The organism is Micromonospora reichwaldensis (assembly GCF_031845925.1).
GTDB classification, from domain to species: Bacteria; Actinomycetota; Actinomycetes; order Mycobacteriales; family Micromonosporaceae; genus Micromonospora; species Micromonospora reichwaldensis.
The window spans coordinates 52759-77396 of record NZ_JAVRFL010000020.1; the positions used below are offsets into that span (position 1 = coordinate 52759).

The following is a 24638-nucleotide window of genomic DNA, read 5'->3' on the forward strand; positions in this document are numbered from 1 at the left end:
CGCCACCGCACCCGGCTGTGGAACTGTGCCGTACGAGTGGTGAAGTGACGGCGGGGTAGATAGCGTCTGGACATGGCTGCCAAGGTGCTCGCGATCGTCCTGGCCGGCGGAGAAGGCAAGCGCCTGATGCCGCTCACCACGGACCGGGCCAAGCCGGCCGTCCCGTTCGGCGGGATGTACCGCATGGTCGACTTCGTCCTGTCCAACCTGGCGAACGCCGGCTATCTCAAGATCGTCGTGCTGACCCAGTACAAGTCCCACTCGCTGGACCGGCACATCACCAAGACGTGGCGGATGTCGACCCTGCTCGGCAACTACGTCACCCCGGTGCCGGCGCAGCAGCGCCGCGGCCCGTGGTGGTTCGCCGGCTCCGCCGACGCGATCTACCAGAGCTTCAACCTCATCCACGACGAGCAGCCCGACCACGTGATCGTCTTCGGCGCCGACCACATCTACCGGATGGACCCCCGGCAGATGGTGGAGGACCACATCGCCTCCGGCGCCGGCGTCACCGTGGCCGGCATCCGGCAGCCGCTGTCGATGGCCGACCAGTTCGGCGTCATCGAGGTCGGCGAGGACGGCCGGCGGATCCGGGCGTTCCGCGAGAAGCCCACCGACGCGGTCGGCTTGCCCGACGCGCCCGACCAGATCTACGCCTCGATGGGCAACTACGTGTTCAGCACCAAGGCGCTGTGCGAGGCGGTCGAGCGCGACGCGGAGGACAAGACCAGCAAGCATGACATGGGCGGCAGCATCATCCCGATGCTGGTCGAGCGCGGCGAGGCCAACGTCTACGACTTCCGCGACAACGAGGTGCCCGGCAGCACCGACCGGGACCGCGGCTACTGGCGCGACGTGGGGACGCTCGACTCCTTCTACGACGCCCACATGGACCTGATCAACGTGCACCCGGTGTTCAACCTCTACAACTTCGACTGGCCCATCTACACGGGGCAGCTGACCTACCCACCCGCCAAGTTCGTGCACCAGTGGGGTGAGCGGGTCGGCCGGGCGGTCGCCTCGATGGTCTCGCCCGGCGCGGTGATCTCCGGCTCGCTGGTGGAGAACTCGGTCGTCTCGCCCAAGGTGAAGGTGCACTCCTGGGCGCACGTGGACGGCGCGGTGCTGATGGAGGGGGTCGACATCGGCCGGCACGCGGTCGTGCGCCGGGCGATCCTCGACAAGAACGTGATCGTGCCCGAGGGGGCCGAGATCGGCGTCGACCTGGAGAAGGACCGGCAGCGCTACACGGTCTCCGACAACGGCATCGTGGTGATCGGCAAGGGACAGAAGGTGGAACCGTGAGCAGTCATCCCCGGGCCGGCAAGCCCGCCCAGCCCGCCGACCTGGTCGACGTGCCGCGGCTGGTGACCGCCTACTACGCCGAGCATCCCGATCCGCAGGACCCGGCGCAGCAGGTCTCCTTCGGCACGTCCGGGCACCGCGGGTCGAGCCTGCGCAACGCGTTCAACTCCGACCACATCCTCGCGGTCACCCAGGCGCTCTGCGACTACCGCCGCGAGCAGGGCCTGGACGGGCCGCTCTTCCTCGGCCGGGACACCCACGCGCTCTCCGCCCCGGCCGCCGTGGACGCGCTGGAGGTCCTCGCCGCCAACGAGGTCTCCGTGCTGCTCGACAGCCGCGACGGCTACACGCCCACCCCGGCGGTGTCGCACGCCATCCTCACCCACAACCGGGGGCGTACCAGCGGGCTCGCCGACGGCATCGTGATCACCCCGTCGCACAACCCGCCCGACGACGGCGGCTTCAAGTACAACCCCACCCACGGCGGCCCGGCGGACACCGACGTCACGAGGTGGATCCAGGACCGGGCCAACGCCATCCTCGCCGAGGGCCTGAAGGAGGTCCGGCGGATCCCGTACGCCCGGGCCCGCGCCGCCGACACCACCGGGTCGTACGACTTCCTCGCCCGCTACGTCGACGACCTGCCGGCGGCTATCGACATCGACGCGATCCGCGACGCCGGGGTGCGCATCGGCGCCGACCCGCTCGGCGGCGCGAGCGTGGCCTACTGGGGCGAGATCGCCGAGCGGCACCGGCTGGACCTGACCGTGGTCAACCCGACGGTCGACCCGACCTGGCGGTTCATGACCCTGGACGGCGACGGCAAGATCCGGATGGACTGCTCCTCGCCCAACGCGATGGCCTCCCTGATCGCCGCCCGCGCCGACTACCAGGTCTCCACCGGCAACGACGCCGACGCCGACCGGCACGGCATCGTCACCCCCGACGGCGGCCTGATGAACCCCAACCACTACCTGGCGGTGGCGATCGGCCACCTGTTCCGTACCCGGACGCAGTGGGGCCCCGCCGCCGCCGTGGGCAAGACCCTGGTCTCCTCCTCGATGATCGACCGGGTCGCCGCCGACCTGGGCCGCCCGCTGCTGGAGGTGCCGGTCGGCTTCAAGTGGTTCGTGCCGGGGCTGCTCGACGGCGCGGTGGGCTTCGGCGGCGAGGAGAGCGCCGGCGCGTCCTTCCTGCGCCGCGACGGGGGCACCTGGACCACCGACAAGGACGGCCTCCTGCTCTGCCTGCTCGCCGCCGAGATCATCGCCACCACCGGCCGCACCCCCAGCGAGCACTGGGCGGAGCTGGCCGAGCGTTTCGGCGCGCCCGCGTACGCCCGCATCGACGCGCCGGCGACCCGCGAGCAGAAGGCCGTGCTCGGCAAGCTCTCGCCGGAGCAGGTGACCGCCACCGAGCTGGCCGGCGAGCCGATCACCGCGACCCTCACCACCGCGCCCGGCAACGGCGCGCCGATCGGCGGGCTCAAGGTGACCACCGAATCGGGCTGGTTCGCCGCCCGGCCGTCGGGCACCGAGGACGTCTACAAGATCTACGCCGAGTCCTTCCAGGGCCCGGAGCACCTCGCCCGGATCCAGCAGGAGGCGAAGGACCTGGTCTCCGAGGTACTCCAGCAGGCCTGAACGCCCGCGCCACCCTCGTCAACCACCGTCTCGCCGGCTACTCATCGGCCACCTCGTCGCCCCGGAGCCGAGTCCGCCCGGGCACACCAGTCCCGGGCGGCCTTCCGGCTTGGCCGGGTGCTGGGCACCTTCGGCGCCGTCGCCATCTCGCCCGGCTACCCGGCCGCCTGGTCCAGCATCGTCGTGCGGTGCGCTGACGCGCCGCGGGTCGCGTGGGCCGGACCGTGCGGTATCGGACCGTGCGGTGTCGGATCGTTGCGGTATCGGACCGTGCGATGTCGGATCGTGCGGTGTTCAACCGTGCGATGTCGGGTCCTGTGATGCCGGATCGGCGTGGTGTGGTGCCAGGGTCCTGGGCGCAGTGTGCGCGCTGTCGAGCTGCCCCTATAGCTGGGGCAGGGAGGCTGCGCGAGAAGTGGTCCCATATGTGGGGCAGCTCGACAGCGTTGCACCAGGTCCGTGGCGCCGGTCCCGCAACCGCCGCACGACCAGCAGCCGCACACCAGCCGCCAGCCGCCAGCCGCCCGGACCGCCGGGGATGCCGAGGGCCGGGGCGGGGCGTGGGGGCATGGTCAGCGGGGCGGGGGCAGCTCGCGGCGGTTGAACCTCTCCCGCAGGCCCTCCGGCAGCAGTTCGCGGAGTTGGTCGGGAAGCAGTGGCAGGTCCAGCAGGCTCAGCTTGAGCTGGTTGCGTTCCTGGTAGCGGCGCGGGTCCAGGCGGACGACCAGGCCGGCGTCGTGCCGGTAGCGGATCTGCACGACGCCCTCCGTCGCGGCGTCCCGGATGACCAGGCCGTCGACCTCCACCGCCACCGGCCCGGAGTCCTCGCGCAACTCCAGGCGGATTGTCTCGTCGGGGGAGAGCACCACCGCGCGGGAGATGCCCGCCATCGGGGCGGACGGGGTCACCACCACCGCCTCGGTGGCCGGCGAGACGAGCGGGCCGCCGGCGGCGTAGCTGTAGGCGGTCGAGCCGGTGGGGGTACTGACCACCAGGGCGTCGCAGCGGTAGTACCCGTACTGCTGCCCGTCGACGGCGAGGGAGGCGCTGACGAAGCCGGATCCGGGCTGCCGGATCAGCGCGATGTCGTTGAACGCGACGAGGTCGTCGCCGCAGACGTCGCAGGCCAGGCAGCTGTGGTTCTCCACCGTGAAGTCGTGCGCCACCAGCCGGTCCAGGGCCCTCGGTAGCTCCGGCGGCTCCACCTCGACGAGGAAGCCGAGCTTGCCGACGTGTACGCCGAGCACCGGCTTCGGATCGTGGACGGCCGACCGGAGCGCGCCGAGCATCGTCCCGTCGCCGCCGATGGCGATCAGCGCGTCCGACCGGACGGCCACCTCGCCCACCGGCAGCGGTTCGACCGTGGCCGGTACGCGGTGCCGGTCCTCGGCGCGTACGGCCAGGTCGATGTGGTGCCTTGCGGCCCAGGTCACGATGGTGTCGACCACCGCGGAGACGTCCCGGGTGGGGTGCAGCACCAGCCCGAGCCGGCTCCGATCCATGTCTACAGCTCACCACATCCCGAACGTCCCGACGGGCGTATCGGAATGCGCGCCGGTGGTCGCTTGAAATGTCGCTGTGTCATAGGCCAGGCGCTCTGCGTGACGCTCGGCTGCGCCGGTCGTTGGTTGAGGCGGGCGCGGGTCTGAGGGCTCGGCGCCCGTGCCTGCGCTCAGGTGGTGCGCCGGGCGAGCAGCACGAGGAGGAACCCTTGAAGATCGTCGTTACCGGTGGTGCCGGATTCATCGGCTCCAACCTGGTACGCGCCCTGGCTGAAGCGCCGGCCGTCACCGAGATAGTCGCGGTGGACGACCTCTCCACCGGATCGCTGGACAACCTGATCGACCTGCCGGTCCGGCTGTTCACTGGGACGATTCTCGACCGTGACCTGCTCGACGAGGCGGTCAGCGGGGCGGCCAGTGTCGTCCACCTCGGCGCCCTGGGGTCGGTGCCCCGCTCCATAGACGATCCGCTGCGCAGCCACCACGCCAACGCCACCGGCACCCTGAGCGTGCTGGAGGCCGTCCGGCGCCACGGGGTTCCCCACGTCGTGGTGGCCTCGTCGTCCTCCGTCTACGGCGCCAACCCCGTCCTGCCCCGCCAGGAGTCGCTGCGGCCGATGCCGGTCAGCCCGTACGCGGTCTCCAAGCTCGCGACCGAGGCATACACGCTCGCGTACGCCTCCTGCTACGGCATCGACGTGCTGCCGTTCCGCTTCTTCAACGTCTACGGCCCCCGTCAGGCCGCCAATCACGCGTATGCCGCCGTGGTGCCGCGTTTCGTCTCCGCGGCGTTGCAGGGTCGACCGCTCCAGGTGCACGGCGACGGCACCCAGACCCGCGACTTCACCTACGTCGGCAGCGTCACCGACGTGATCGTCGACGCGGTCCTGCGGCGCGTCTGTGCACCGGACGTGGTGAACCTCGCCTTCGGCGCGCGGATCTCCCTACTGGAGCTGATCACGGAGTTGGAAAAGGTGCTCGGCAGACGGCTCGAGGTGGTGCACGGCCCGCCGCGGGCCGGCGACGTGCGCGACTCACAGGCGGACTGCGCACAGCTACTGGAGCTGTTTCCCGCAGTGCGTCGGTATCCGCTCCGCGACGGCTTGGTGGAGACCGTCCGCTGGATGTCCGGTCGTGTGCTCATCGAGCAGTGACGCTCTCTCCGCCGGCACCGGACAGCGGTGCCGGGTGGGTCCGACGGGATTGGCGTGACGATGACAGGTAGAGGGGCATGGGTCGCCTACGTGGGGCCGTTCCGGTTCCCCTGGGGCGAGCCCGGATCGCGACGCGTCTTCGGGCTGGCCCAGTCGATCGCCGCGACCGGCACGGACGTCGTCGTGGTCAGCGGTGAGAGCGGACCGACGACGCCGGCCGCGGTCACCGGGACCTCGGGCTCGGGCACCGTGTGGCATGTCGGCGCTGGGGAGAGACCCGCAGGCGGTGCCAACGTGGTCTCGAAAGCCTTCCAGATGGTCGTCGGCCTCGGCGAGCGGACCGTGCGATGGCTCGACGAGCAGCCCAGTCGCCCGTCCTGCGTCGTCGTCTACGGCGGTGGAGCGCAGTACATGGCTCGGGTGGGGCGGTGGTGCCGCCGGAACGGCGTTGCCGTGGTCGCGGACGTCGTGGAGTGGTACGCCCCTCATCAGCTTCCGGGCGGAGCACTCGGCCCGCCCCACTTGAGCGCCAAGCTCGCGTTGCATCACTACTACCCCCGCTGTCAGGGCGTCATCGCGATCAGTTCGCTTCTGGAACACCACTACCGGGGACGTGGGCGCCGCGTCCTGCGCGTCCCGCCGACGCTGGACGTCCTCGATGTGAAGACCGGGGGCCAAGCGATCAGAGCGGAGGTCAGCCCGCTCAACGTCGTGTACTTCGGGACACCGGGCCGGAAGGACCTGCTGACGCCGATCATCCGCGCGGCTGACGCGGTCGCGCGCACGACTCGGCTCACCCTTTCCGTCTACGGGCCCTCGATCGAGCAGGTCCGAGGCCTGCTCGGTGACGCTCAACTGCCGCCCTCGGTGCGGGTGCCCGGCCGGGTGCCGCAGCAGGACGTCGAGGAGATCGTCCGGGAAGCGGACTTCAGCATCCTGGTCCGCCCGTCCGAGAGGTTCACGCACGCCGGTTTCCCCACCAAGTTCGTCGAAAGCATGGCCTGCGGGACTCCCGTGATCGCAAACCTGACGAGCGACATCGGGCAATACCTGAAGGACGGTCGGCAGGGTCTTGTCTGCGTCGATCACAGCAGCGACGAAATCCAACGGGTGTTGCGGCGGGCGGCTGTGCTTCCCCGCCCTCAGCGGGAGGAGATGCGCCTGGCCGCGCGCGTCACGGCCGAGTCCTTCTTCGACTACCGAAGGTTCGCTGACCCGCTCGCCGCATTTCTCGGATCACTACCCGGACGGCGGTAGGCACTGAGGCAGCGGCTGCGGCAGCTGTACGGACATGTCGATCGCTGGGAGACGACATCACATGACGACCATCGCCCGCTCGGCGGAACGCCGAACCGGATCCCCGCAACAGCAGGGCGGCAACTGTTTCGATCTGCTCCGACTGCTGGCGGCGCTCGCGGTCGTCGTACAGCACGCCGTGGAGCACACGGGCAGTAGCTTTCTCTGGTACGAACCGGGCAGCGCCAGGTGGTTCGGCGACGGGGTCGCCGTCTTCTTCATCATCAGCGGCGGATTGGTCTTCTCCTCGGCGTTCAGGTGCCAGCAGAGTGGCCGGGGCTGGACCGAGTACTTCCGTAACCGGCTCCTGAGGGTCGCGCCGGCTATCCACGTCTATCTGCTGGTGGCGACGGCGGCCCTGCTGCTCATCGGCGTCATCGGTGTTCGGTCTCTGGCCGACACCCGGTTCGCCGGCTGGTTCGGCAGCACCTTGTTGCTGGTGCCGGTCTACCATCCGTCTCTCTTCAGCGACTTCGGTACGGGTGTGATCAACGGCAGCCTCTGGACGATTCCCGCCGAGATCGGCTTCTACATGATCGTGCCGGTGCTGGTGCTGGTTACCGTTCGTCGCTCGTTCCGCGCGATGATGTGCTGCGCGGCACTCGTCGCCGTGACAGGGTGTGGCCTGTACGCCTGGTCGTTGAGCCTGGCCGGCGAACACCGGATCGCGCAACTGCTCGGCGTGTCGACCCTGCCCTGGCTCGGCTACTTCCTGCTCGGCGTCATGTGGTCGCGACTCTGGCAGCGGGCACCCCGGTCGGGGGCGGTCGCGCTCGCCGCCCTCTGTGGATACCTGGCGCTCACCTGGGCACAGCACCTGACCGGCCCATCGGGGCGGGTCGTGCTCGGCATGTTGGCAGGCGTTCCCCTCTCCTACCTGGTGTTCTGGTTGGCGTATCGCGGCCCGGCCGCATTCCACGGCCTCACCGCTCGCATCGGCGACCTGAGCTTCGGGGCCTACATCTGGCACATGCCTCTGGTCAACTTCTTCATCTGGCTCGGGCGGGACCACTGGCCGGTGCGAGGCACCGCCCTGGTCGTCCTGATGCTCGCGCTCACCCTGGCCTGCGCGGCTGCCTCCTGGCATCTGGTGGAGAAGCCCGCCCTGCGGCTGAAGCGCTACTCCGCCAGGGCAGCGTGAGCGGGCAGCCATGACTGGCGCAACGAGGCCCACGCCGTGGACCGGTGGGTGATCCGTGTCCTTGCACCGTGAGAAGGCCGTTGCACCTATGGTGCGGTCCGCGCCCCCGGTGACGGTGGCGGACGCGGACCTGCTACCCGCCCGTGACCGCCAACGACGTCTCCTCACCGGCATGGCGGCAACGGTGGTCTGCCGAGCGGTCGGCGTCGTGACCCCACTCGTGCTGATACCGGTGATGCTCAAGGAGTTCGGTCCGGATCTCTACGGGCTGTGGGCGGCGATCGGCACCGTGACCGCGATGGCGGCCTTCGCCGACCTCGGTCTCGGCAACGGTCTGATGACCAAACTCGCACCCTGTTACGCGACGGGTGACACTGCTCGCGCCCGCCGATACGTGTCGAGCGCCTATCTCCTGCTCACTGCCATCGCCGGCCTGATCCTGCTGTGCCTGTGGTCGACTTCGCCGCTGGTCCCGTGGTCGGGGCTCTTCGGCGCCGAGGGCGACACGGTCGGCGCCGCGGCGGAGCCGTTCGTGCTCGCCTGCCTCACCGCCTTCGTCGTCAACGTGCCTCTCTCCCTGGTCGTCCGGGTGCAGTTCGCGTACCAGCAGGTCGCACAGAGCAACCTGTGGCAGGCGCTCGGCGGCTTGTTGACTGTGCCGCTGGTGTTGCTCGCGGTGCACGTCGACCTGCCGCCCGTCGGCGTGGTGACGGCCAGCGTGGCGGGTCCGGTCCTGACGAACCTGCTCACCAGTTGCTGGGTGTACGGCCGCGCGCTGCCGGAACTGCGGCCCGGGTTGCGCGCGGCCGATCGCGCAGGGGCGCGGGAACTGCTGGCCCTGGGAGGGCTGTTCCTGCTGCTGACGGTCGTCATGTCGGTGGCAACCAACGCCGACGCTCTCGTGATCGCGCACGTGTTGCAGATGCGGGATGTCACCGACTTCGCAGTCGCCGCGCGACTCTTCGCTCAACTGGGAGTCCTGATCTCGCTGGTGAACGTGCCGCTCTGGTCGGCGAACGGGGACGCCCTCGCGCGCGGCGAACTGAACTGGGTACGGCGGACGAACCGCCGGATGACGATCGTGTCGGCCAGTATCGGCGTCACCGTGGGAGCCGGTCTGGTGCTCGCCGGCGGCCCGCTGCTCGAGACGTGGGCGGGTATCCGACCTGCCGGGGGAGTGTGGCTGCTCGCCGGGCTCGCCGGCTGGTGGACTCTGCTGGCCGCGATGTCGCCGTGCTTCATGGTCCAGAACGCCGCTGGCGTCGTCCGCCCGCAACTGTGGGGATGGACGCTCTACCTGGCCGTCTCGATCCCCCTCAAGTGGTACGCGGCCGGTCGGTACGGCGTGGCCGCCGTACCGGTCACCGGCACCGTGGTCTACCTGCTGACGGTGGTTCCGGGGGCGCTGTACGGATACCGCGTGGCGTGCAGGACCAATGTGGCACGAGCAAAGGAACCTCATCGATGACGGACGTGACACCGCACCCTCGCGTACTTGTGGTCGGCGCCGAACCCTTCGGGCGTACGACCGGCACCGGGATCACGCTGTCCAACCTCTTCGGCGGCTGGCCGGCGGATCGTCTGGCGCAGGTCCACATCTCCGCGGCGACGCCCTCCACCGACGTGTGCCGGCACTACTACGCGCTGGACCCGCGCAGCGCGCCGCTCGACTACTGTGTACGGCGCCTGCTGGCCAGGGACCCGGCCGGCGGCACACCCGCGCCGGGCTCTGCTTCTACCGCCCCGTCGTGGCAGGGGCGGCTGCGGCAGCACATGCGGGCCATGGCGGACCTGAGCCCTCTCGTCGTTCCACAGGGATTGCGCCGATGGGCCCGCCGGTACCGCCCGGACGTCGTCTACTCGGTGCTCGGCAGCGTCCGGGTCATGCGGCTGGCCTGTGGCCTGGCCCGCACCTGCGGGGTGCCGATCGTTCCGCACTTCATGGACGACTGGCCGAGCACGCTCTATGCCGACGGGGAACTGCTTGGCCTCGGCCGGCGGGCGGTCGAAGCGGGCCTTCGCAAGGCGGTACTGCTCTCCCGTTCCGGGCTGTGCATCAGCGGGCCCATGGCCGACGAGTACCGCCGTCGCTACCGGATCCCCTTCGCCGCCTTCATGAACTGCGTGGACAGCGCCGCCTTCGACGGGTATCGCGAGCGCCACGAGGCGCCGGGGTCGGTGCCGGTCGCGGACGGGCTGGAATTCGTCTACGTCGGCGGCCTGCACCTGGGCCGCTGGTCCGCACTGGCCCGGATCGGATCGGCGCTGGAGCGGACGGGATCGCCTCGTCCGCCTGCCCGGCTGACGGTGTACGCGCCGGAGCATGACCTGGCGCGTTACGCCCACGCGTTCGCCGACGTGCCAACGGTGCACCTGGCTCGGTCGGTCGACAGCACGGAGGTGGTCCCGATCCTGCGGCGTGCGGACGTTCTCGTCCACGTCGAGTCCTTCGAGCCTGAACTCGCGCGGTACACCCGTCTGTCGCTCTCGACGAAACTGCCGCAGTACCTGGCGGCAGGCCGACCCATCCTCGGGCACGGCCCGGCCGGACTCGCCTCGATGCGGCACATCGGGACGGCGGGCGCCGGGCTGGTGGTGGGGGAGGAGGACGTGGAGCAGTTGAGGCGGCGGATCGCGCAACTGTGTGAGGACCCCCTGCTGCGGCAGCGGCTCGGGGACGCCGGCCGCTCTTACGCCAAGGTGCACCACTCACGCCAGGAGGTGGCCGCGCAGTTCGCGTCCCATCTCGCCCAGGTGGCGGGTGCGGCGCAGGAGACGCGGTCGTGAACCGTCCGCTCCGGGTGGCGCTCGTCTCGCCGTTGCCGCCACCGCAGGGGGGCATCGCACGGTGGACCCGCATGATCGACGGTGCCGCGCGGGACGCCGACGCCGTCGACCTGGTCGTGGTGGACATCGCGCTCAGAGGCCGGTCGATCCATCAGACGCGGCTCTTCCGGCGGGTCGCCGCGGGAGCCATCCAGATCGCACGCAGCTCGTGGTCGCTCGCCTGGGAGATGGTGCGGCGGCGGCCGGACGTCGTGCATGTCAACACGTCCGGGCACCTGGGCACTGTCCGCGATCTCGTGCTGCTCCAGATGTCCCGGGCGTTCGGGGTGCCGTTCGTCTACCACATCCGGTTCGGCAGGGTGCCGCAGATCGCAGCAGGGAATCGCAAGGAGTGGCGTCTGATGCGGCGGGTCATTGCGCGGGCCGCGGCGGTGGTGGTTCTTGACGAACGCACCGAACGCGCCATCCGGACGTACGCCGACCACGGTCCTCTCCTGCGCATCCCCAACTGCATCGACACATCGACGCTGCCGCAGCCGTCCGACCACGAGGCTCCGCGCAAACGGGTGCTCTTCGCCGGATGGGTGATTCCCGCGAAGGGTGTCGAGGATCTGCTGTCCGCCTGGTCCGGCATCGACACGTCCGGTTGGGAGTTGGTGGTCGCCGGTCCCTGCGAGAGCGGCTACCTACGGCGGATCCGGCCGCTGGTGGACGGGCACGCCGTGCGTTTCCCGGGCGAGCTGGGGGGACAGGATCTGCTTGAGCTCATGGCCACCTGCGAGGTCTTCGTGCTGCCAAGTCACTCGGAGGGCTTCCCCAACGCGATCCTCGAGGCGATGGCTCTCGGACGGGCGGTGATAGCCACCGACGTGGGGGCGGTGGGGGACATGCTCAGCGACGGGTGCGGGGTGGTGGTTCCGCCGCGTGAGCCGGATCGACTCGCTACCGCGCTGGCGGCGGTGATGGGCGACCCGGCCTGTCGGGTTCGGCTCGGCGAGCGAGCCAGGGCGAAGGCGGCCGACGAGTACGCACTGCCCGTGGTCTTCGACCGCTACGAAGGGCTGTGGCGGAGGGTCTCCCGTATCGATGATTCGGCCTCGGCCGATACCGGTGCCAGCTCGGCCGTCACCCAGGATGTCGTTGGCTGAGAAGCGCACGTGCAAGGCCGCCGGGCTGCGCTGCCCGTGCCTCCTCAGGCCCTGGAGAGACTGACGGGACGAGGACCTCGGATGGCACCACCAGCGGTGCCCCGGTGGTGTCGACCGGTCGGCAACGCTGAATCAGCAGGCGCGACTTCCAGCGACACGCGTCGTTGGATCCGGGCAAGTATCGACAACGTGCACAGCGAGACGAACCCGATCAGTGCTGGTCTTGTCTGGCCGAGTTGATTGTTGGCAGGCACGAAGGCGATCAGCAGAGCGAGCTGACCGAAGAGGGCCATCGAAAGGACGCGTCGCTGGAGGACTGCCTCGTGCCAGAACTTGGCAAGGAACCATCCCACCACCGCCATGAGCAGAATGGCACCGGGATATGTCAGATCCGAGGCGAGCCATGGGTAGATGGTCGACCAGTACATCCCGTCAGGCCAACCGGTCGCCACCTCGGTGCGAGCGGTGTACCGCTTCTCGTGCTGGGATTCGAGATCTGTGTACTGCTCCAGGTAGCTGCTGAGCGCCGGTGACGACCCGGTTCCCCTGGTCCATTCAAAGGGCACGCTCAGGTTGTGACTGAGGCCCAGATATCCGTGTGTGGGATAGGAAATGGTGATCGCGAGACCTGCGGCGAGATCTTCTCCGATCAGGCCTGCGACCAGGGGGCTACCCTGTACGGCCGGGCCCTGTCCCGATGTCCGGGCTCGATCGCTCTGGTTGAAGGACATGTAACCGAGGAAGATCACCAACATTGCGGCGAAGGCCGCCAGGTGCCGCCAGTTTGCCAGTCTCATCGCGCGTCTCGTGCGGGTCGACCTGGAGCCGAGCAGTAGGAGGTAGCTGGCGGCCCACCAGATCAGCATGTCACCCAGTCCCTTGAGGATGCCGATCGCCATGTAGTAGACCGCGTAGGAGGCGAGACTGCCGAGAACATACAGCCGCAGGAATCGACCCAGCTTCGACCAGTGAAGAACGGCGACTGGTATGAGCAGGGGGTACAGCGCGGACAGCAGTGTGAGTAGCTGCACCGGGCGCGAGAACTGTCCCTCCTGCTGTAGTTGCAGAAAGTAGCGCTCGCCGGGGTGGGTGACGGCGTGTGCGAGTTCAGCTGGACCTGATATGCCGATGACGTTCAGCTGCGCGACCCCGAGGAAGAGAACGTATGTGGCGCAGACGACCACCAGCCTGCGCGGTGCGGCATGACGGCGGCCGACGGCCGGCCGGAGCGACATGGTCGATGATCGACGGGCCGCGTATATGACGTACCCGACGCACAACGCCACCATCGTTGCCGACACGAACAGGGTGAGCTTCGTCAGGTCGGGGCTTTCCGCCGCTCTGCCGAGAGTCAGGAAGAGCACATAGGTACCGGCCAGATAAGCGACGGCCAGCTTGAGTGGAATGTAGGCAGCATTCCAGCCGCCCGTGTCGTCCCGCATCGCGCCGCGCGGCGTAGCCCTCTTCGAGATGATCGTCGTCACTGGTCCGCGCTCCTGCCCTTACGGCCTTGTCGGCGGAGGACCGTCCGACGGATGTCTGCTCGATGGGTGAGTGCCCTGGTTATAGCAGCACCGGGGCGGCATCCTCGGGTGTTTCATGAATGTCGGTTGACCGTGGGCCGGCACCCGAAGGTCAGCAGTGGTGTTGCCACCCTGACGACATGTTCGTCCGTTTTGGGCGTTCCCCCCGCTCGCCTGGCTCGTTGCGGGAGATGTGGCCGCCCATGACCTGTGGCACGGCCGCCGCGATCCCAGAACCGAGACGGGGAGCAACCAGTGACGTATTCGACCAACGGCCGCCGGGTCCTCATCACCGGCGGCACGGGTTCCTTCGGCAAGACGATGGTCCGCCGCCTCCTCGACCGCGGCGTCGGTGAGGTCCGGGTGCTCAGCCGCGACGAGGCCAAGCAGGACGACATGCGCCGCCAGCTCGGCGACGACCGGGTCCGCTATCACGTCGGGGACGTGCGCGACTACGACTCGGTGCTGCGGGCCAGCCGGGGGATCGACTACGTCTTCCACGCGGCGGCGCTCAAGCAGGTGCCCTCGTGCGAGTTCTTCCCGCTGGAGGCGGTGCGGACCAACGTGCTGGGCAGCGCCAACGTCGTCGAGGCGGCGGAGCGCAACGGCGTCGGCTCCGTGGTCGTGCTGAGCACCGACAAGGCCGTCCACCCCGTCAACGCGATGGGGATGAGCAAGGCCATGATGGAGAAGGTCGCCCAGGCGCACGCCCGGAACAACCCGAACAGCGCGACCACGGTCTCCTGCGTCCGGTACGGCAACGTCATGTACTCGCGCGGCTCGGTGATCCCGCTGTTCATCGAGCAGATCAAGGCGGGCCGGGCGCCCACCGTCACGGACCCGGGGATGACCCGCTTCCTGATGTCGCTGGACGACTCGGTGGAGCTGGTCGAGCACGCCTTCCAGCACGCCCGGCCCGGCGACATCTTCATCCGCAAGGCCGTCGCCTGCACCGTGGGCGACCTGGCCGAGGCGGTCTGCGAACTCTTCGACGTGCCCGCGAAGCTCGACGTGATCGGCGTACGGCACGGCGAGAAGCAGGACGAGACGCTGGCCAGCCGGGAGGAACTCGCCCAGGCGGACGACTTCGGCGACTTCCTCCGGGTGCCGCTGGACGCCCGCGACCTCAACTACGCGCTCTACGTCTCCGAGGGCGAGCTGGGCCGGGGGCCGCGGGAGGACTTCAACTCCGCCAACGCGCCGCGGCTGGGCGTACCGGAGATCGTCGAGCTGCTGAGGACGCTGCCGGAGGTCCGCGCGGAGCTGGCCCTGCGGGACCCGGTGCTGGCGTGCTGAGGCTGGCCGTCACCGGCGCCGGCGGCTTCCTCGGCTGGCACGTGCGGGTGCTGCTGCGCGTTCTCGGCCGGCCGGAGCCGTTCGTCGTCACCCGGACCGACCTGACCGACCCGGAGCGGGTCGCGGCGAAGCTCGACGGCGTCGACCGGGTGCTGCACCTGGCCGGGGTCAACCGGGGCGAGCCGGCGGACGTCGCCGCCGGCAACGTGCAGCTCGCCGCCCAGCTCGCGCAGGGCCTCAAGCACTGCCCGACGCCACCCGGCGCGGTGGTCTTCGCCAACTCGGTGCAGGCCGGCAACGGCACGCCCTACGGCGACGCCAAGGCCGCCGCCGCCGGCATCCTGGCCGACACGGGCCTGCCGTTCGACGACGTCCTGCTGCCCAACCTGTACGGCGAGCACGGCCGGCCGTACTACAACTCGGCGGTCGCGACCTTCTGCCGGCTGCTCGCCGAGGGCGGGCAGCCGGAGGTGCACGGCGACCGCGAGCTGAGCCTGGTGCACGTCACCGACGCGGCGGCCCGGCTCGTCGGCGTCCCGGCCGGCGGTTCCTGGGACCCCGCCATGCCGGCGCTGCGGACCGGCGTACGGGCCCTCGCCGACCGGCTCGCCGACGTCGCCGCCACCTACCGCACGGGCGAGCTGCCGGCCCTGGTGGACCGGCACGACGTGCGGCTGTTCAACACCTACCGCTCGCACTGCTTCCCGGCGCACTACCCGCTGGCGCTGCCGCGCCGGGCGGACGCCCGGGGCGAGCTGGTCGAGACGGTCCGGACGCACGGGGGAGGCGGCCAGACCTTCTGCTCCACCACCCGCCCCGGCATCACCCGGGGCGAGCACTTCCACCTGGCCAAGGTGGAACGCTTCGTCGTGCTGCGGGGCTCGGCGGAGATCAGCCTGCGCCGCGTCGGCGACACCGGGGTGGTGCGGTTCGCGGTCTCCGGCGACGAGCCGGCACTCGTGGACATGCCCACCATGTGGGCGCACAAGCTCGTCAACACCGGCGGCGACGACCTGGTCACCATGTTCTGGACGAACGAGCTGTTCGACCCGGAACGGCCGGACACCTGGCCCGAGCCGGTGGAGACGGGCCGGCCGGAGCGCGCCGTGGCCGCCACGTGAGGATCGGCCTGGTCAGCCAGTGGTACCCGCCCGAAGGGGTGTTCATCCCCGGCAACCTGGCGCGGCAACTGGCCGGGCGCGGCCACGACGTGCGGGTGCTCACCACCTTCCCGAGCTACCCGCACGGCCGGATCTTCCCCGGCTGGCGGCAGCGCTGGCGACACACCGAGACCGACGGGCCGGTCGCCGTCCGGCGGGTGCCCGCCTATCCCAGCCACGACACGTCCGCCGCCCGGCGCGCGCTGAGCCACCTGTCCTTCGGGGCGAGCAGCGCGCTGGGCGGCGTCCGCTGGTTGGCGGGCGTCGACGTCACCTACGTCTACCACCCGCCACCCACCTCCGCGGCCGCGGCGGCGCTGGTCCGCCTGGCCCGGCGTACGCCGATCGTGCTGCACGTCCAGGACCTGTGGCCGGAGTCGGTGCTCGGCTCGGGCATGGCGCCCGCCGGCCGGGCGGGCCGGGCCCTGGAGCGCGGCGTCGCCGCACTGATGCGCGCGACGTACCGCCTCGCCGGCGCCGTGGTGGTGATCTCGCCGGCGATGGCCGACCTGGTCGTGGCCCGGGGCGCGGACCCGGACCGGGTGCGGGTGGTGTGGAACTGGACCGACGACGCGCTGTTCCGGCCGGTGCCGGCCACCGACGAGGCCCGCGCGGCGCTCGGCCACCGCGGACGCTGCACGGTGATGTTCGCCGGCAACATCGGCCTGTTGCAGGGGATCGAGACCGCGATCCGGGCGGCGGCCGTCGTGCGCGACCGGATCGACCTGGTGCTGGTGGGCTCCGGTGCCGGCGAGGAGGCCGCGCGCCGGCTCGCCGCGGATCTCGGCGCCGACAACGTGCGGTTCGTCGGCCGGCGGCCCGCCGAACGGATGGCCGCGCTGTACGCCGCCGCCGACTGGCAGCTGATCTGCCTGCGCGACCTGCCCGCGCTGCGCGGCAGCATCCCGTCGAAGTTGCAGGCCGCGCTGGCCTGCGGCAGTCCCGTGATCGCGTCGGTGGGCGGCGACGCCGCGGCCCTGGTCCGCTCGGCCGGGGTCGGCCTCGTCTCCCCGCCGGGGGACTGGCGTGCGCTCGCCGCGCGCTTCTCCGTCGCGGCGGCCGAGTCCGCGGACGCCCGGGCGGAACTGGGCCGGCGGGCCCGACGGGTCTACCAGGAGCGCATGTCGCTGCGGGTGGGCGTGGACCAGTTCGAGGACATCATGACCAAGCTGGCAGCAGAGAGAGGACGGGCATGACCCGGATCATGACGGTGGTCGGCACCCGACCGGAGATCATCCGACTGTCCCGGGTGATCGCCCGGCTCGACGACACCGTGGACCACCTGCTGGTGCACACCGGGCAGAACTGGGACAGCACCCTCTCCGACGTCTTCTTCAAGGAGCTGCGGCTGCGCGAGCCGGACCGGTTCCTGCGGGTGGACACCTCGTCGCTCGGCCGGGTGCTGGGCGGCGTGCTGGTCGGCATGGAGACGGCGATCGCCGAGACGCGGCCGGACGCGCTGCTCGTGCTCGGCGACACCAACAGCTGCATCGCCGCGCTGATGGCCCGGCGGATGCGGGTGCCGGTCTACCACATGGAGGCGGGCAACCGCTGCTTCGACCTCAACGTCCCCGAGGAGACCAACCGGCGGCTCGTCGACCACGTCGCCGACTTCAACCTCGTCTACACCGAGCACGCGCGGCGCAACCTGCTGGCCGAGGGGCTGCACCCGCGCCGGATCCTGCACACCGGCTCGCCCATGCGGGAGGTGCTGGAGCACTACCGCGCCGACGTCGCCGCGTCGGGCGTCCTGCGCCAGCTCGACCTCGCGCCCGGCCGGTACTTCGTGGTCAGCGCGCACCGCGAGGAGAACGTGGACCGGCCGGACCGCCTCCAGCGCCTGCTCGACTGCCTCCGGGCCGTCCGCGACCGGTGGGGGCACCCGGTGCTGGTCTCCACGCACCCGCGTACCCGAAAGCGGCTGGAGGCGCTGGCGCCCGACGCCGCCGCCCTCGACGGCATCGCGTTCCACGAGCCGTTCGGCCTCTTCGACTACGTGCACCTGCAGACCAGGGCCTTCTGCACGCTCTCCGACAGCGGCACGATCAGCGAGGAGGCCGCGATCCTCGGCTTCCCCGCCGTGACGTTGCGCGAGTCGATCGAGCGTCCCGAGGCGCTGGACGCCGGCGGGATCATCATGACCGGGCTCGACCCGCAGGGCGTCGTCGAGGCGGTCGAGGTCACCGTGGCCCAGGTCGCCGCCCAGGGGGTGCCGTGCCCCGTCGACTACCGGGTCCCGGACACCTCCCGCCGGGTGGTCGACTTCATCCTCTCCACCGTCCGCCGGCACCACGACTGGGCGGGCATCCGCCGCTGACCCCGTACCGTGAGGGCCGGCGACCGGAACTTCCCGGTCGCCGGCCCTCACCGTGTGGCGCGTCAGCGGGCCAACGGCACCTGCACCGAGGCGCGGGGGACCGGCACGACCGGGTGGTCGCAGAGCGCGGCGAGCTGCGCGACCACCTTCTCCGGATCGTCGTACGGGTCGAGTCCGCTGACCTCGATCGGGTCCAGGGCGGGCACCGCCACGTGCGACACCAGCGGGTGCAGTGGCCGGGCGTCGGCCTCGCCGGTGCCGAACAGGTCCTCGTGCAGCTTCTCGCCGGGGCGCAGCCCGGTGTAGACGATCGGCACGCTGCTCTCCGCCTGCTCGGCCATCTGCCGGGCCAGGTCGGCGATGCGGACGGGCTCGCCCATGTCCAGCACCAGCGCCTCCCCGTCGCGGCCGATCTCGGCGGCCTGCAACACCAGGTGCACCGCCTCCTGCACCGTCATCAGGTAGCGGGTCACCTCCGGGTGGGTGACGGTGAGCGGGTGGCCCAGCTCGATCTGCCGCTGGAACGCGGTCACCACCGAGCCGCGGCTGCTCAGCACGTTGCCGAAGCGGACGCTGAGGAAGGTGCCGGGGAACCGGGAGGCGGCGTGCGCGGTCAGCCGCTCGGTGATCCGCTTCGAGTAGCCGAGGACGCTGATCGGGTCGGCCGCCTTGTCGGTGGAGATGTTGACGAAGCGGGCCACGTCGCGGCACGCGTCGAGCACGGAGAGGGTGCCCCAGACGTTCGTCTTCACCGCCTCGCCGGGGTGCCGCTGGAGCAGCGTGAGGTGCTTGAGCGCGGCGGCGTGGAAGATGACGTCCGGCCGGCGCTCGCGGATGATCCGCCGGATGCCCTCGTCGTCGCGGAGATCGGCGAGGATCAGCTCGGGGCCGTCCAGCAGGGCGCGTCCGGCCAGCGACATCTGGAGGCCGTGCAGGGCCGACTCGTCGCGGTCGAGCATCATCAGCTCGCCCGGGTCCGCCTTCATCACCTGCCGGCACAGCTCCGAGCCGATGGAGCCGCCGGCGCCGGTGACCAGGACCCGTCGACCGCTGAGCCCGTTGCCGCTCAGCGCCATGTCGGCGACCACCTGCCGGCGGCCGAGCAGGTCGTCGATCTGCACGTCGCGGACGTCGGTGACGGTGATCCGGTGGTCGACGAGGTCCCGGACCGGGGGCAGCACCTTGAACGTCGCTCCGGTCCGGAGGGTGGCCTCGCGGATCTGCCGGATCAGCGCGGCGTCGGCGTTGGCGACGGAGAAGATCACCGTCGTCGCGCCGGTGCGCCGTACGGCCGTCGCCACGTCCTGACGGCCGCCGAGCACGCGTACGCCGCCGATGCGCAGGTCCCGCTTGTCGGGGTCGTCGTCGAGGGCGCCCACGGGCCGGTAGCGTCCACGTGGATCGCTGAGCATGGCCCGCAACAGCCCCTGCCCGGCGTCGCCGAGCCCGAACAGCAGCACGGGGTGGGAGGACCGGGCGTCGGGCCGCATGGCGAGGTCACGGCGGTGCCGGTAGGTGAACCGGGCGGTCAGCATGAACAGCAGCGCCAGGGCGCCGCCGACCAGCGGCGTGCTCGCCGGCACCGGTCGTACGCCGGCCGGCAGCAGCCCGATCAGCATGATCGCGGCCGTGGTGGCCGCCGTGCCCGCGACCCCCTGCACCTCCTGGAGGCTGCCCAGCGGGTGGCGTCCGGAGTAGATCCGGCGGACCGCCGCGACGGCGACGTGCACGACGGCGGCGAGGGCGCCGCAGGTGGCGGCTCGCGCGAGTTGGCCGGAGGCCAGGTCGAGTTCGTAACGGAACCAGACCGCTGCGGTGAACCCACCGACCCAGGCGGTGCTGTCGGTGGCGAGGAATCCGATGGTGCGGCGACGCGCCCTGGCCCGGTGTGAACTCTGTTCACCGAGTCGGGTGGCCTCTGTTTCGGGCGGCATCTGTGCTCCCTGTCCGTCTCCGAGGGCTTCCGCCGCAGGGCGGAAGGAGCTTTAGGGCTCTTTAGGTTGATACATGCCCGAACATAATTTTTGGCGGCTTTCGGGTTCGATGACCGATTTTTCGTCCGTGGGGCCGAGGGCTCGTCGGGTCAACGGGCGGGCACGCCCTTGACGACGACACCGTCCGGCACGTCCCGGACGACGCAGGCGCCCGCCCCGACGGTGCTGTCCCGGCCCACCCGCAGGCCCTGCAACACGGCCGCCGTCGTGCCGACCAGCACCCCCTCCGCCAGGTGGCAGTCGCCCGAGACGGCGGCCAGCGGATTGACCGAGACGAAGTCGGCGAGGGTGCAGTCGTGCCCCACCGTGGCGTTCTGGTTGAGGTGCACGTGCCGGCCGAGCGTGACGTTTGTGGTGACCCTGGCCCCGGCGAAGGCGACGAGGCCCGGGCCGTGCACCGTGTCCAGCCCGATCGTCGCCGCCGGATGCACGAGGCTCGCCGCCGGCGTGCCGTACGCCTCGACCCGGGCGGCGACCGCCCGCCGGACGCGCGGGTCGCCGATGCCGATGACGTGGTGCGCGTCCGGGGGCGCGTCGCGCAGCCAGGCGACGCCGCCGAGATAGGGCACGTCGAGCCGTTGCACCCGCTTCAGGTGCTCCTCGGAGGGCCGGTCGTCGACGAACCCGAGGAGGCGCCAGCGTGCTCGGCCGGCGGCGACGTCCATCGCCCGCGCGATCGTGAGGACCTCCCGGCCGTGCCCGCCGCAGCCGACGACCACCAGCGGGACCGTCACGCCGTCGACCCTCCCGTGCGGGCCGCCAGGAACTCGTCGACGGCGGCGAGGACGAGGCCGACCTGCCGCTCGTTCATCGCGCTGCCGCTGGGCAGGGCCAGCCCGTCGGCGAACAGCCGCTCGGCCACCCCGGTGACGAGGCACTCGGCGTCGGCGTACGCCGGTTGCAGGTGCATCGGCTTCCAGACGGGGCGGGTCTCGATGTCCCGCCCCGCCAGGTGGGCGGCCAGGTCGGCGGCCCGCCAGCCGGCCCGCTGCGGGTCGACCGCGATCGTGGTCAGCCAGCAGTTGGAGCCGGGGTCCTCCACGCCGAGCAGCCGCACACCGGGGATCGGGGCGAAGAGCTTGGCGTACTGGTCGCGCAGGTGCCGGCGCCGGGCGATCATCCCGTCCAGCCGGACGAGCTGGGCGCGGCCCAGCGCGGCGAGCAGGTTGCTCAGCCGGTAGTTGTAGCCCGTCTCGCGGTGCTCGTAGTGCGGCGTCGCCTCGCGGGCCTGGGTCGACAGGAACCGGGCCCGGGCCAGCAGGGCTGTGTCGTCGGAGACGAGCATCCCGCCGCCCGAGGTGGTCATGATCTTGTTGCCGTTGAAGGAGAGGATGCCCACCTGCCCGAAGGAGCCGGCGGGCCGGCCGTGATGGGTCGCGCCGAGGGCCTCCGCGGCGTCCTCGACGACCGGTACGCCCGCCGCCGCGCAGACCGGGGCCAGCGCGGTGTGGTCGGCGCAGCTGCCGAAGAGGTCGACGGGGACGACCGCGCCGACGCGCTGTCCCCGGAGGACGAGGGCCCGGATCAGCTCGTCCACGAGGGCCACGTCGAGGTTCCCGGAATGCGGGTCGCAGTCGACGAAGACCGGCCGGGCACCGGCGTAGCGGACCGCGTTCGCGCTCGCCACGAACGTCAGCGTCGGCACGATGACGGCGTCCCCGGGCCCGACTCCCACCCCGAGCAGCGCCAGGTGCAGCGCCGCCGTACCGGAACTCACCGCGACGGCCCCGCGGGTGCCCACCCGCGTGGCGACCTCGCGCTCGAACGCGTCGAGGTCCGGGCCGACGGGCGCGACCCAGCCGGACCGCAGGGCGGCGACGACGTACGACTCCTCCAGCGGCCCGACGTCGGGCGGGGACAGGTGGATGGTCCCGCTCATCGGCCACCTCCGGCGGGGACGGTGAGGGTGGTGTCCGGTGCCGGCACCGCGGGGGCGAGCGGGGGCGTGCCGAGGAACTCGGGCGCCGTGGCCGAGCCCGCCGCGGAGATCCCCTCGCGGCGCAGCACGGTGCGGACGGTCGCGGCGAGGATCGACAGGTCCAGCCGCAGGCTGCGGTGGTCGACGTACCAGACGTCCAGGTCCAGCTTCTCCTCCCAGCCCAGGCTGTTGCGGCCACGCACCTGGGCCAGCCCGGTGACGCCCGGCCTGACCTCGTGCCGGCGGGCCTGGGTGGGGGAGTAGCGCGGCAGGTACTCGGTGAGCAGGGGCCGGGGGCCGACCAGGCTCATGTCGCCGCGCAGCACGTTCCACAGCGTCGGCAGCTCGTCCAGGCTGGTGGAGCGCAGGAAGCGCCCCAGCGGCGTCAGCCGGTCCCCGTCGCGCACCCGTCCCCGCAGCGGATCCGGCGGCAGCATGGTGCGGAACTTGACCAGCTCGAACACCTGGCCGTGCCGTCCGACGCGGGGCTGCCGGAACAGCACCGGCCGACCGAGTCCCGCCGCCACCAGCACCGCCACGACGAGGACCAGTGGCGCGGTCAGTACGAGCAGCACCGCGGCCGCCAGCACGTCGATCGCCCGCTTCAGGGCCTCCGGTCGGGGCCGCTCAGCGAGGCTTCTTCCCGGCGTGTGCACGGAACCAGGCAAGGCTTCGACCTCCAGGGCAGAGTCGGACACCAGTCGACAAACACGTTCTAACAGGGGCGAACGCGCCAGTGGTGCGAAATCACGACACTCGCGCCGTTCCCGACAGGTCAACCGCGCAACGGCCCGTCAGGACGCGGCCCGGCGCCGAAGACGTGGCACCTCGGCCCGCCCGCGCCGGCAGTAGAGTGCTCGACGGTCCACGACGCGGGGAGAGCCGGTGCTGCATCTGAGGGTCATCGCGCCGAGCGAACAGTCCTCCACCGTGGCGGACCTGCTGGCCGCCGATCCCGGGGTGACCCACCTGGCGGTGCTCCCGGGCGCCGCCCGTCAACCGGCGGGCGACCTCATCCTCTGCGACGTGGTCCGGGAGAGCGCCGACGGCGTGCTGCACGCGCTACGGCAGCTCGGCGTGGAGGAGCGCGGCGCCATCTCGGCCCACGACGTCGAGCTGTCCATCTCCTCGGCGGCCGGCCGGGCGGCCGAGAAGGCGCCGGGCAGCGGGGCGGACGCGGTGGTCTGGGACGAGATCGCCGCCAAGACCGGCGAGCAGACCGAACTCTCCGCCACGTACCTCGTGCTGCTCACCGTCGCCATCATGCTCGCCGGCGTCGGCGTCCTGCTCGACCAGCCGATCCTCATCGTCGGCGCGATGGTGGTCGGCCCCGAGTTCGGCCCCCTGGCGGCGCTCTGCGTCGCGCTGCTGCGCCGCAACCTGCCGGTCATCGGCCGGTCGGTGCAGGCCCTGGTGGTCGGCTTCGTCACCGCGATGGTGGTCACCGTCCTCAGCACCTGGGGCCTGGACGCGGTGGGGCTGGTCGAGCGCGGGATGCTGGAGTCCGAACGCCCGCTGACCGACTTCATCTGGCGGCCCGACGCGCTGTCCTGGGTGGTCGGCCTGCTGGCAGGAGTCGCCGGCATGCTCTCCCTGACCTCGAAGAAGTCCGGCAGCCTGGTCGGCGTGCTGATCTCGGTGACCACCGTGCCGGCCGCCGCGAACGCGGCCGTCGCCGTCGCCTACGGCGTCTGGCACGAGGCGTCCGGCTCGGCGCTCCAACTGGTGATCAACCTCTGCGCGATCCTGCTCGCCGGCCTGGCCACGCTGCTGGTGCAGCAGGCGTGGTGGAGGCACCTGGGCCGGCGGCGCAGGCTCCGCCGGCCGGGCGGCGTCACCCGCTGACCCGCCCGGGCCGCCTGGCCCTCCGCGTGCCCAGCCCGGAGCGCCTGCCCCGCGCGCTGCTCCGAACGCCGCGCCCCGCTCAGGGCGTCGCGCCGCCCGTCTCCAACCGGCGCTCCAGCAGCGTGCGCAGCGGGAGCGACTCGCCGTCGCGACCGCCCGCGCCGACCACGAGCGGCGGCGGGCTGGGCTGCGGCTGCGCCCCGAACAGCAGCGCGCGCGGGCCGCCCGCCACGGTCAGCAGGTGGAACCGCCCGTCGACGTCAACGGCCCGGGTGCGGGCCCGGTCGACGTACCAGCCGCGCAGCCCGGTCCGGTAGCTGCCCCGCCCGTCGAGGCCCCGGGCCGTGAGCCGCTCCGTGGGCAGCCCGCGCCGGGTCGCCTCAGCGACGAACCAGGCGACGAGTTCCGCCGCCTCGGCGTGCTCCGCCGCCCGCCGACGCTCGTCGGCCGCCGCGTGCGCCCGCACCGCCCGCCGCTGCCGCTCCCGCCACTCCAGGCCGTCGCCCACATTCACGACCGCGACGGTACGCCCCGCCGCCCGCGCCGGAAAGCACCAGCGCGAGCCCACCCAGGCTGGTCCGGTCTGTCGGGGCGCGCCTCGGCACGCTC

The 24638-nt window shown here is 71.4% G+C and carries 20 protein-coding genes; 13 read left to right on the forward strand and 7 right to left on the reverse strand.

Going from position 1 to position 24638, the window contains the following annotated elements; genetic code table 11:
• The first annotated feature begins 72 nt into the window (after positions 1-72).
• Together glgC and pgm are read left to right on the forward strand one after the other, a co-directional pair.
• A complete protein-coding gene (glgC, locus tag RM555_RS17955; protein ID WP_132235810.1) occupies positions 73-1305 on the forward strand; it encodes a glucose-1-phosphate adenylyltransferase in 1233 nt (410 codons plus the stop codon).
• On the forward strand, positions 1302-2948 hold the full coding sequence (pgm, locus tag RM555_RS17960) for a phosphoglucomutase (alpha-D-glucose-1,6-bisphosphate-dependent) (protein WP_311412843.1): 1647 nt from the start codon (positions 1302-1304) through the stop codon (positions 2946-2948). Before glgC ends, pgm begins: the two co-directional genes overlap by 4 nt.
• Before the next feature lie 572 nt (positions 2949-3520).
• Here pgm and RM555_RS17965 read toward each other — a convergent pair.
• Positions 3521-4450, reverse strand: coding sequence for an NAD(+)/NADH kinase (locus RM555_RS17965; RefSeq protein ID WP_311412844.1), 930 nt, complete (start codon positions 4448-4450; stop codon positions 3521-3523).
• A 209-nt stretch (positions 4451-4659) separates the two neighbouring features.
• Here RM555_RS17965 and RM555_RS17970 point away from each other — a divergent pair, with 209 nt between their 5' ends.
• The 6 genes from RM555_RS17970 to RM555_RS17995 all read left to right on the forward strand — a co-directional run bounded on the left by RM555_RS17970 (position 4660) and on the right by RM555_RS17995 (position 11976).
• On the forward strand, positions 4660-5604 hold the full coding sequence (locus RM555_RS17970; protein ID WP_311412845.1) for an NAD-dependent epimerase/dehydratase family protein: 945 nt from the start codon (positions 4660-4662) through the stop codon (positions 5602-5604).
• 60 nt (positions 5605-5664) lie between these two features.
• Positions 5665-6861 carry a glycosyltransferase gene (locus tag RM555_RS17975; RefSeq protein WP_311412892.1) on the forward strand — a complete coding sequence of 399 codons (1197 nt, stop codon included), beginning with the start codon at positions 5665-5667 and terminating at the stop codon, positions 6859-6861.
• A gap of 61 nt (positions 6862-6922) precedes the next feature.
• On the forward strand, positions 6923-8041 hold the full coding sequence (locus tag RM555_RS17980; protein ID WP_311412846.1) for an acyltransferase family protein: 1119 nt from the start codon (positions 6923-6925) through the stop codon (positions 8039-8041).
• Positions 8042-8213: 172 nt separating this feature from the next.
• Positions 8214-9509: a lipopolysaccharide biosynthesis protein gene (locus RM555_RS17985; RefSeq protein WP_311412847.1), complete on the forward strand. Its 1296-nt coding sequence runs from the start codon at positions 8214-8216 to the stop codon at positions 9507-9509.
• Positions 9506-10828: a glycosyltransferase family protein gene (locus tag RM555_RS17990; RefSeq protein ID WP_311412848.1), complete on the forward strand. Its 1323-nt coding sequence runs from the start codon at positions 9506-9508 to the stop codon at positions 10826-10828. The genes RM555_RS17985 and RM555_RS17990 overlap by 4 nt, the downstream gene beginning before the upstream one ends.
• Positions 10825-11976: a glycosyltransferase family 4 protein gene (locus tag RM555_RS17995; protein WP_311412849.1), complete on the forward strand. Its 1152-nt coding sequence runs from the start codon at positions 10825-10827 to the stop codon at positions 11974-11976. Before RM555_RS17990 ends, RM555_RS17995 begins: the two co-directional genes overlap by 4 nt.
• A gap of 44 nt (positions 11977-12020) precedes the next feature.
• On the opposite strand, the gene RM555_RS18000 is transcribed toward RM555_RS17995, so the two are convergent.
• Positions 12021-13460, reverse strand: coding sequence for a hypothetical protein (locus RM555_RS18000; RefSeq protein WP_311412850.1), 1440 nt, complete (start codon positions 13458-13460; stop codon positions 12021-12023).
• A 294-nt stretch (positions 13461-13754) separates the two neighbouring features.
• Here RM555_RS18000 and RM555_RS18005 point away from each other — a divergent pair, with 294 nt between their 5' ends.
• Genes RM555_RS18005 through wecB form a run of 4 tightly spaced genes read left to right on the forward strand, consistent with a single transcriptional unit; the run spans position 13755 to position 18272 of the window.
• On the forward strand, positions 13755-14795 hold the full coding sequence (locus RM555_RS18005; RefSeq protein ID WP_311412851.1) for an SDR family NAD(P)-dependent oxidoreductase: 1041 nt from the start codon (positions 13755-13757) through the stop codon (positions 14793-14795).
• Positions 14789-15916 carry a polysaccharide biosynthesis C-terminal domain-containing protein gene (locus tag RM555_RS18010; RefSeq protein WP_311412852.1) on the forward strand — a complete coding sequence of 376 codons (1128 nt, stop codon included), beginning with the start codon at positions 14789-14791 and terminating at the stop codon, positions 15914-15916. The genes RM555_RS18005 and RM555_RS18010 overlap by 7 nt, the downstream gene beginning before the upstream one ends.
• Positions 15913-17151, forward strand: a complete 1239-nt coding sequence (locus RM555_RS18015; protein WP_311412853.1) for a glycosyltransferase family 4 protein — start codon at positions 15913-15915, stop codon at positions 17149-17151. The genes RM555_RS18010 and RM555_RS18015 overlap by 4 nt, the downstream gene beginning before the upstream one ends.
• Positions 17148-18272 (forward strand): non-hydrolyzing UDP-N-acetylglucosamine 2-epimerase, encoded by a 1125-nt coding sequence (gene wecB / locus RM555_RS18020; RefSeq protein WP_311412854.1) that lies wholly within the window; start codon positions 17148-17150, stop codon positions 18270-18272. The genes RM555_RS18015 and wecB overlap by 4 nt, the downstream gene beginning before the upstream one ends.
• 62 nt (positions 18273-18334) lie before the next feature.
• On the opposite strand, the gene RM555_RS18025 is transcribed toward wecB, so the two are convergent.
• The 4 genes from RM555_RS18025 to RM555_RS18040 form a co-directional block, all read right to left on the reverse strand.
• Positions 18335-20206 carry a nucleoside-diphosphate sugar epimerase/dehydratase gene (locus RM555_RS18025; protein ID WP_311412855.1) on the reverse strand — a complete coding sequence of 624 codons (1872 nt, stop codon included), beginning with the start codon at positions 20204-20206 and terminating at the stop codon, positions 18335-18337.
• A gap of 149 nt (positions 20207-20355) precedes the next feature.
• Complete coding sequence (locus RM555_RS18030; RefSeq protein ID WP_311412856.1) at positions 20356-21000, reverse strand: acetyltransferase; 645 nt, start codon at positions 20998-21000, stop codon at positions 20356-20358.
• Positions 20997-22145, reverse strand: coding sequence for a DegT/DnrJ/EryC1/StrS family aminotransferase (locus RM555_RS18035; RefSeq protein ID WP_311412857.1), 1149 nt, complete (start codon positions 22143-22145; stop codon positions 20997-20999). Before RM555_RS18035 ends, RM555_RS18030 begins: the two co-directional genes overlap by 4 nt.
• Complete coding sequence (locus RM555_RS18040) at positions 22142-22852, reverse strand: sugar transferase (RefSeq protein ID WP_311412858.1); 711 nt, start codon at positions 22850-22852, stop codon at positions 22142-22144. Before RM555_RS18040 ends, RM555_RS18035 begins: the two co-directional genes overlap by 4 nt.
• Positions 22853-23069: 217 nt before the next feature.
• Between RM555_RS18040 and RM555_RS18045 the strand changes: the two genes are divergently transcribed.
• Positions 23070-24029, forward strand: a complete 960-nt coding sequence (locus tag RM555_RS18045) for a DUF389 domain-containing protein (protein ID WP_311412859.1) — start codon at positions 23070-23072, stop codon at positions 24027-24029.
• A gap of 79 nt (positions 24030-24108) precedes the next feature.
• On the opposite strand, the gene RM555_RS18050 is transcribed toward RM555_RS18045, so the two are convergent.
• A complete protein-coding gene (locus RM555_RS18050; protein WP_311412860.1) occupies positions 24109-24543 on the reverse strand; it encodes a hypothetical protein in 435 nt (144 codons plus the stop codon).
• Positions 24544-24638 lie beyond the last annotated feature (95 nt).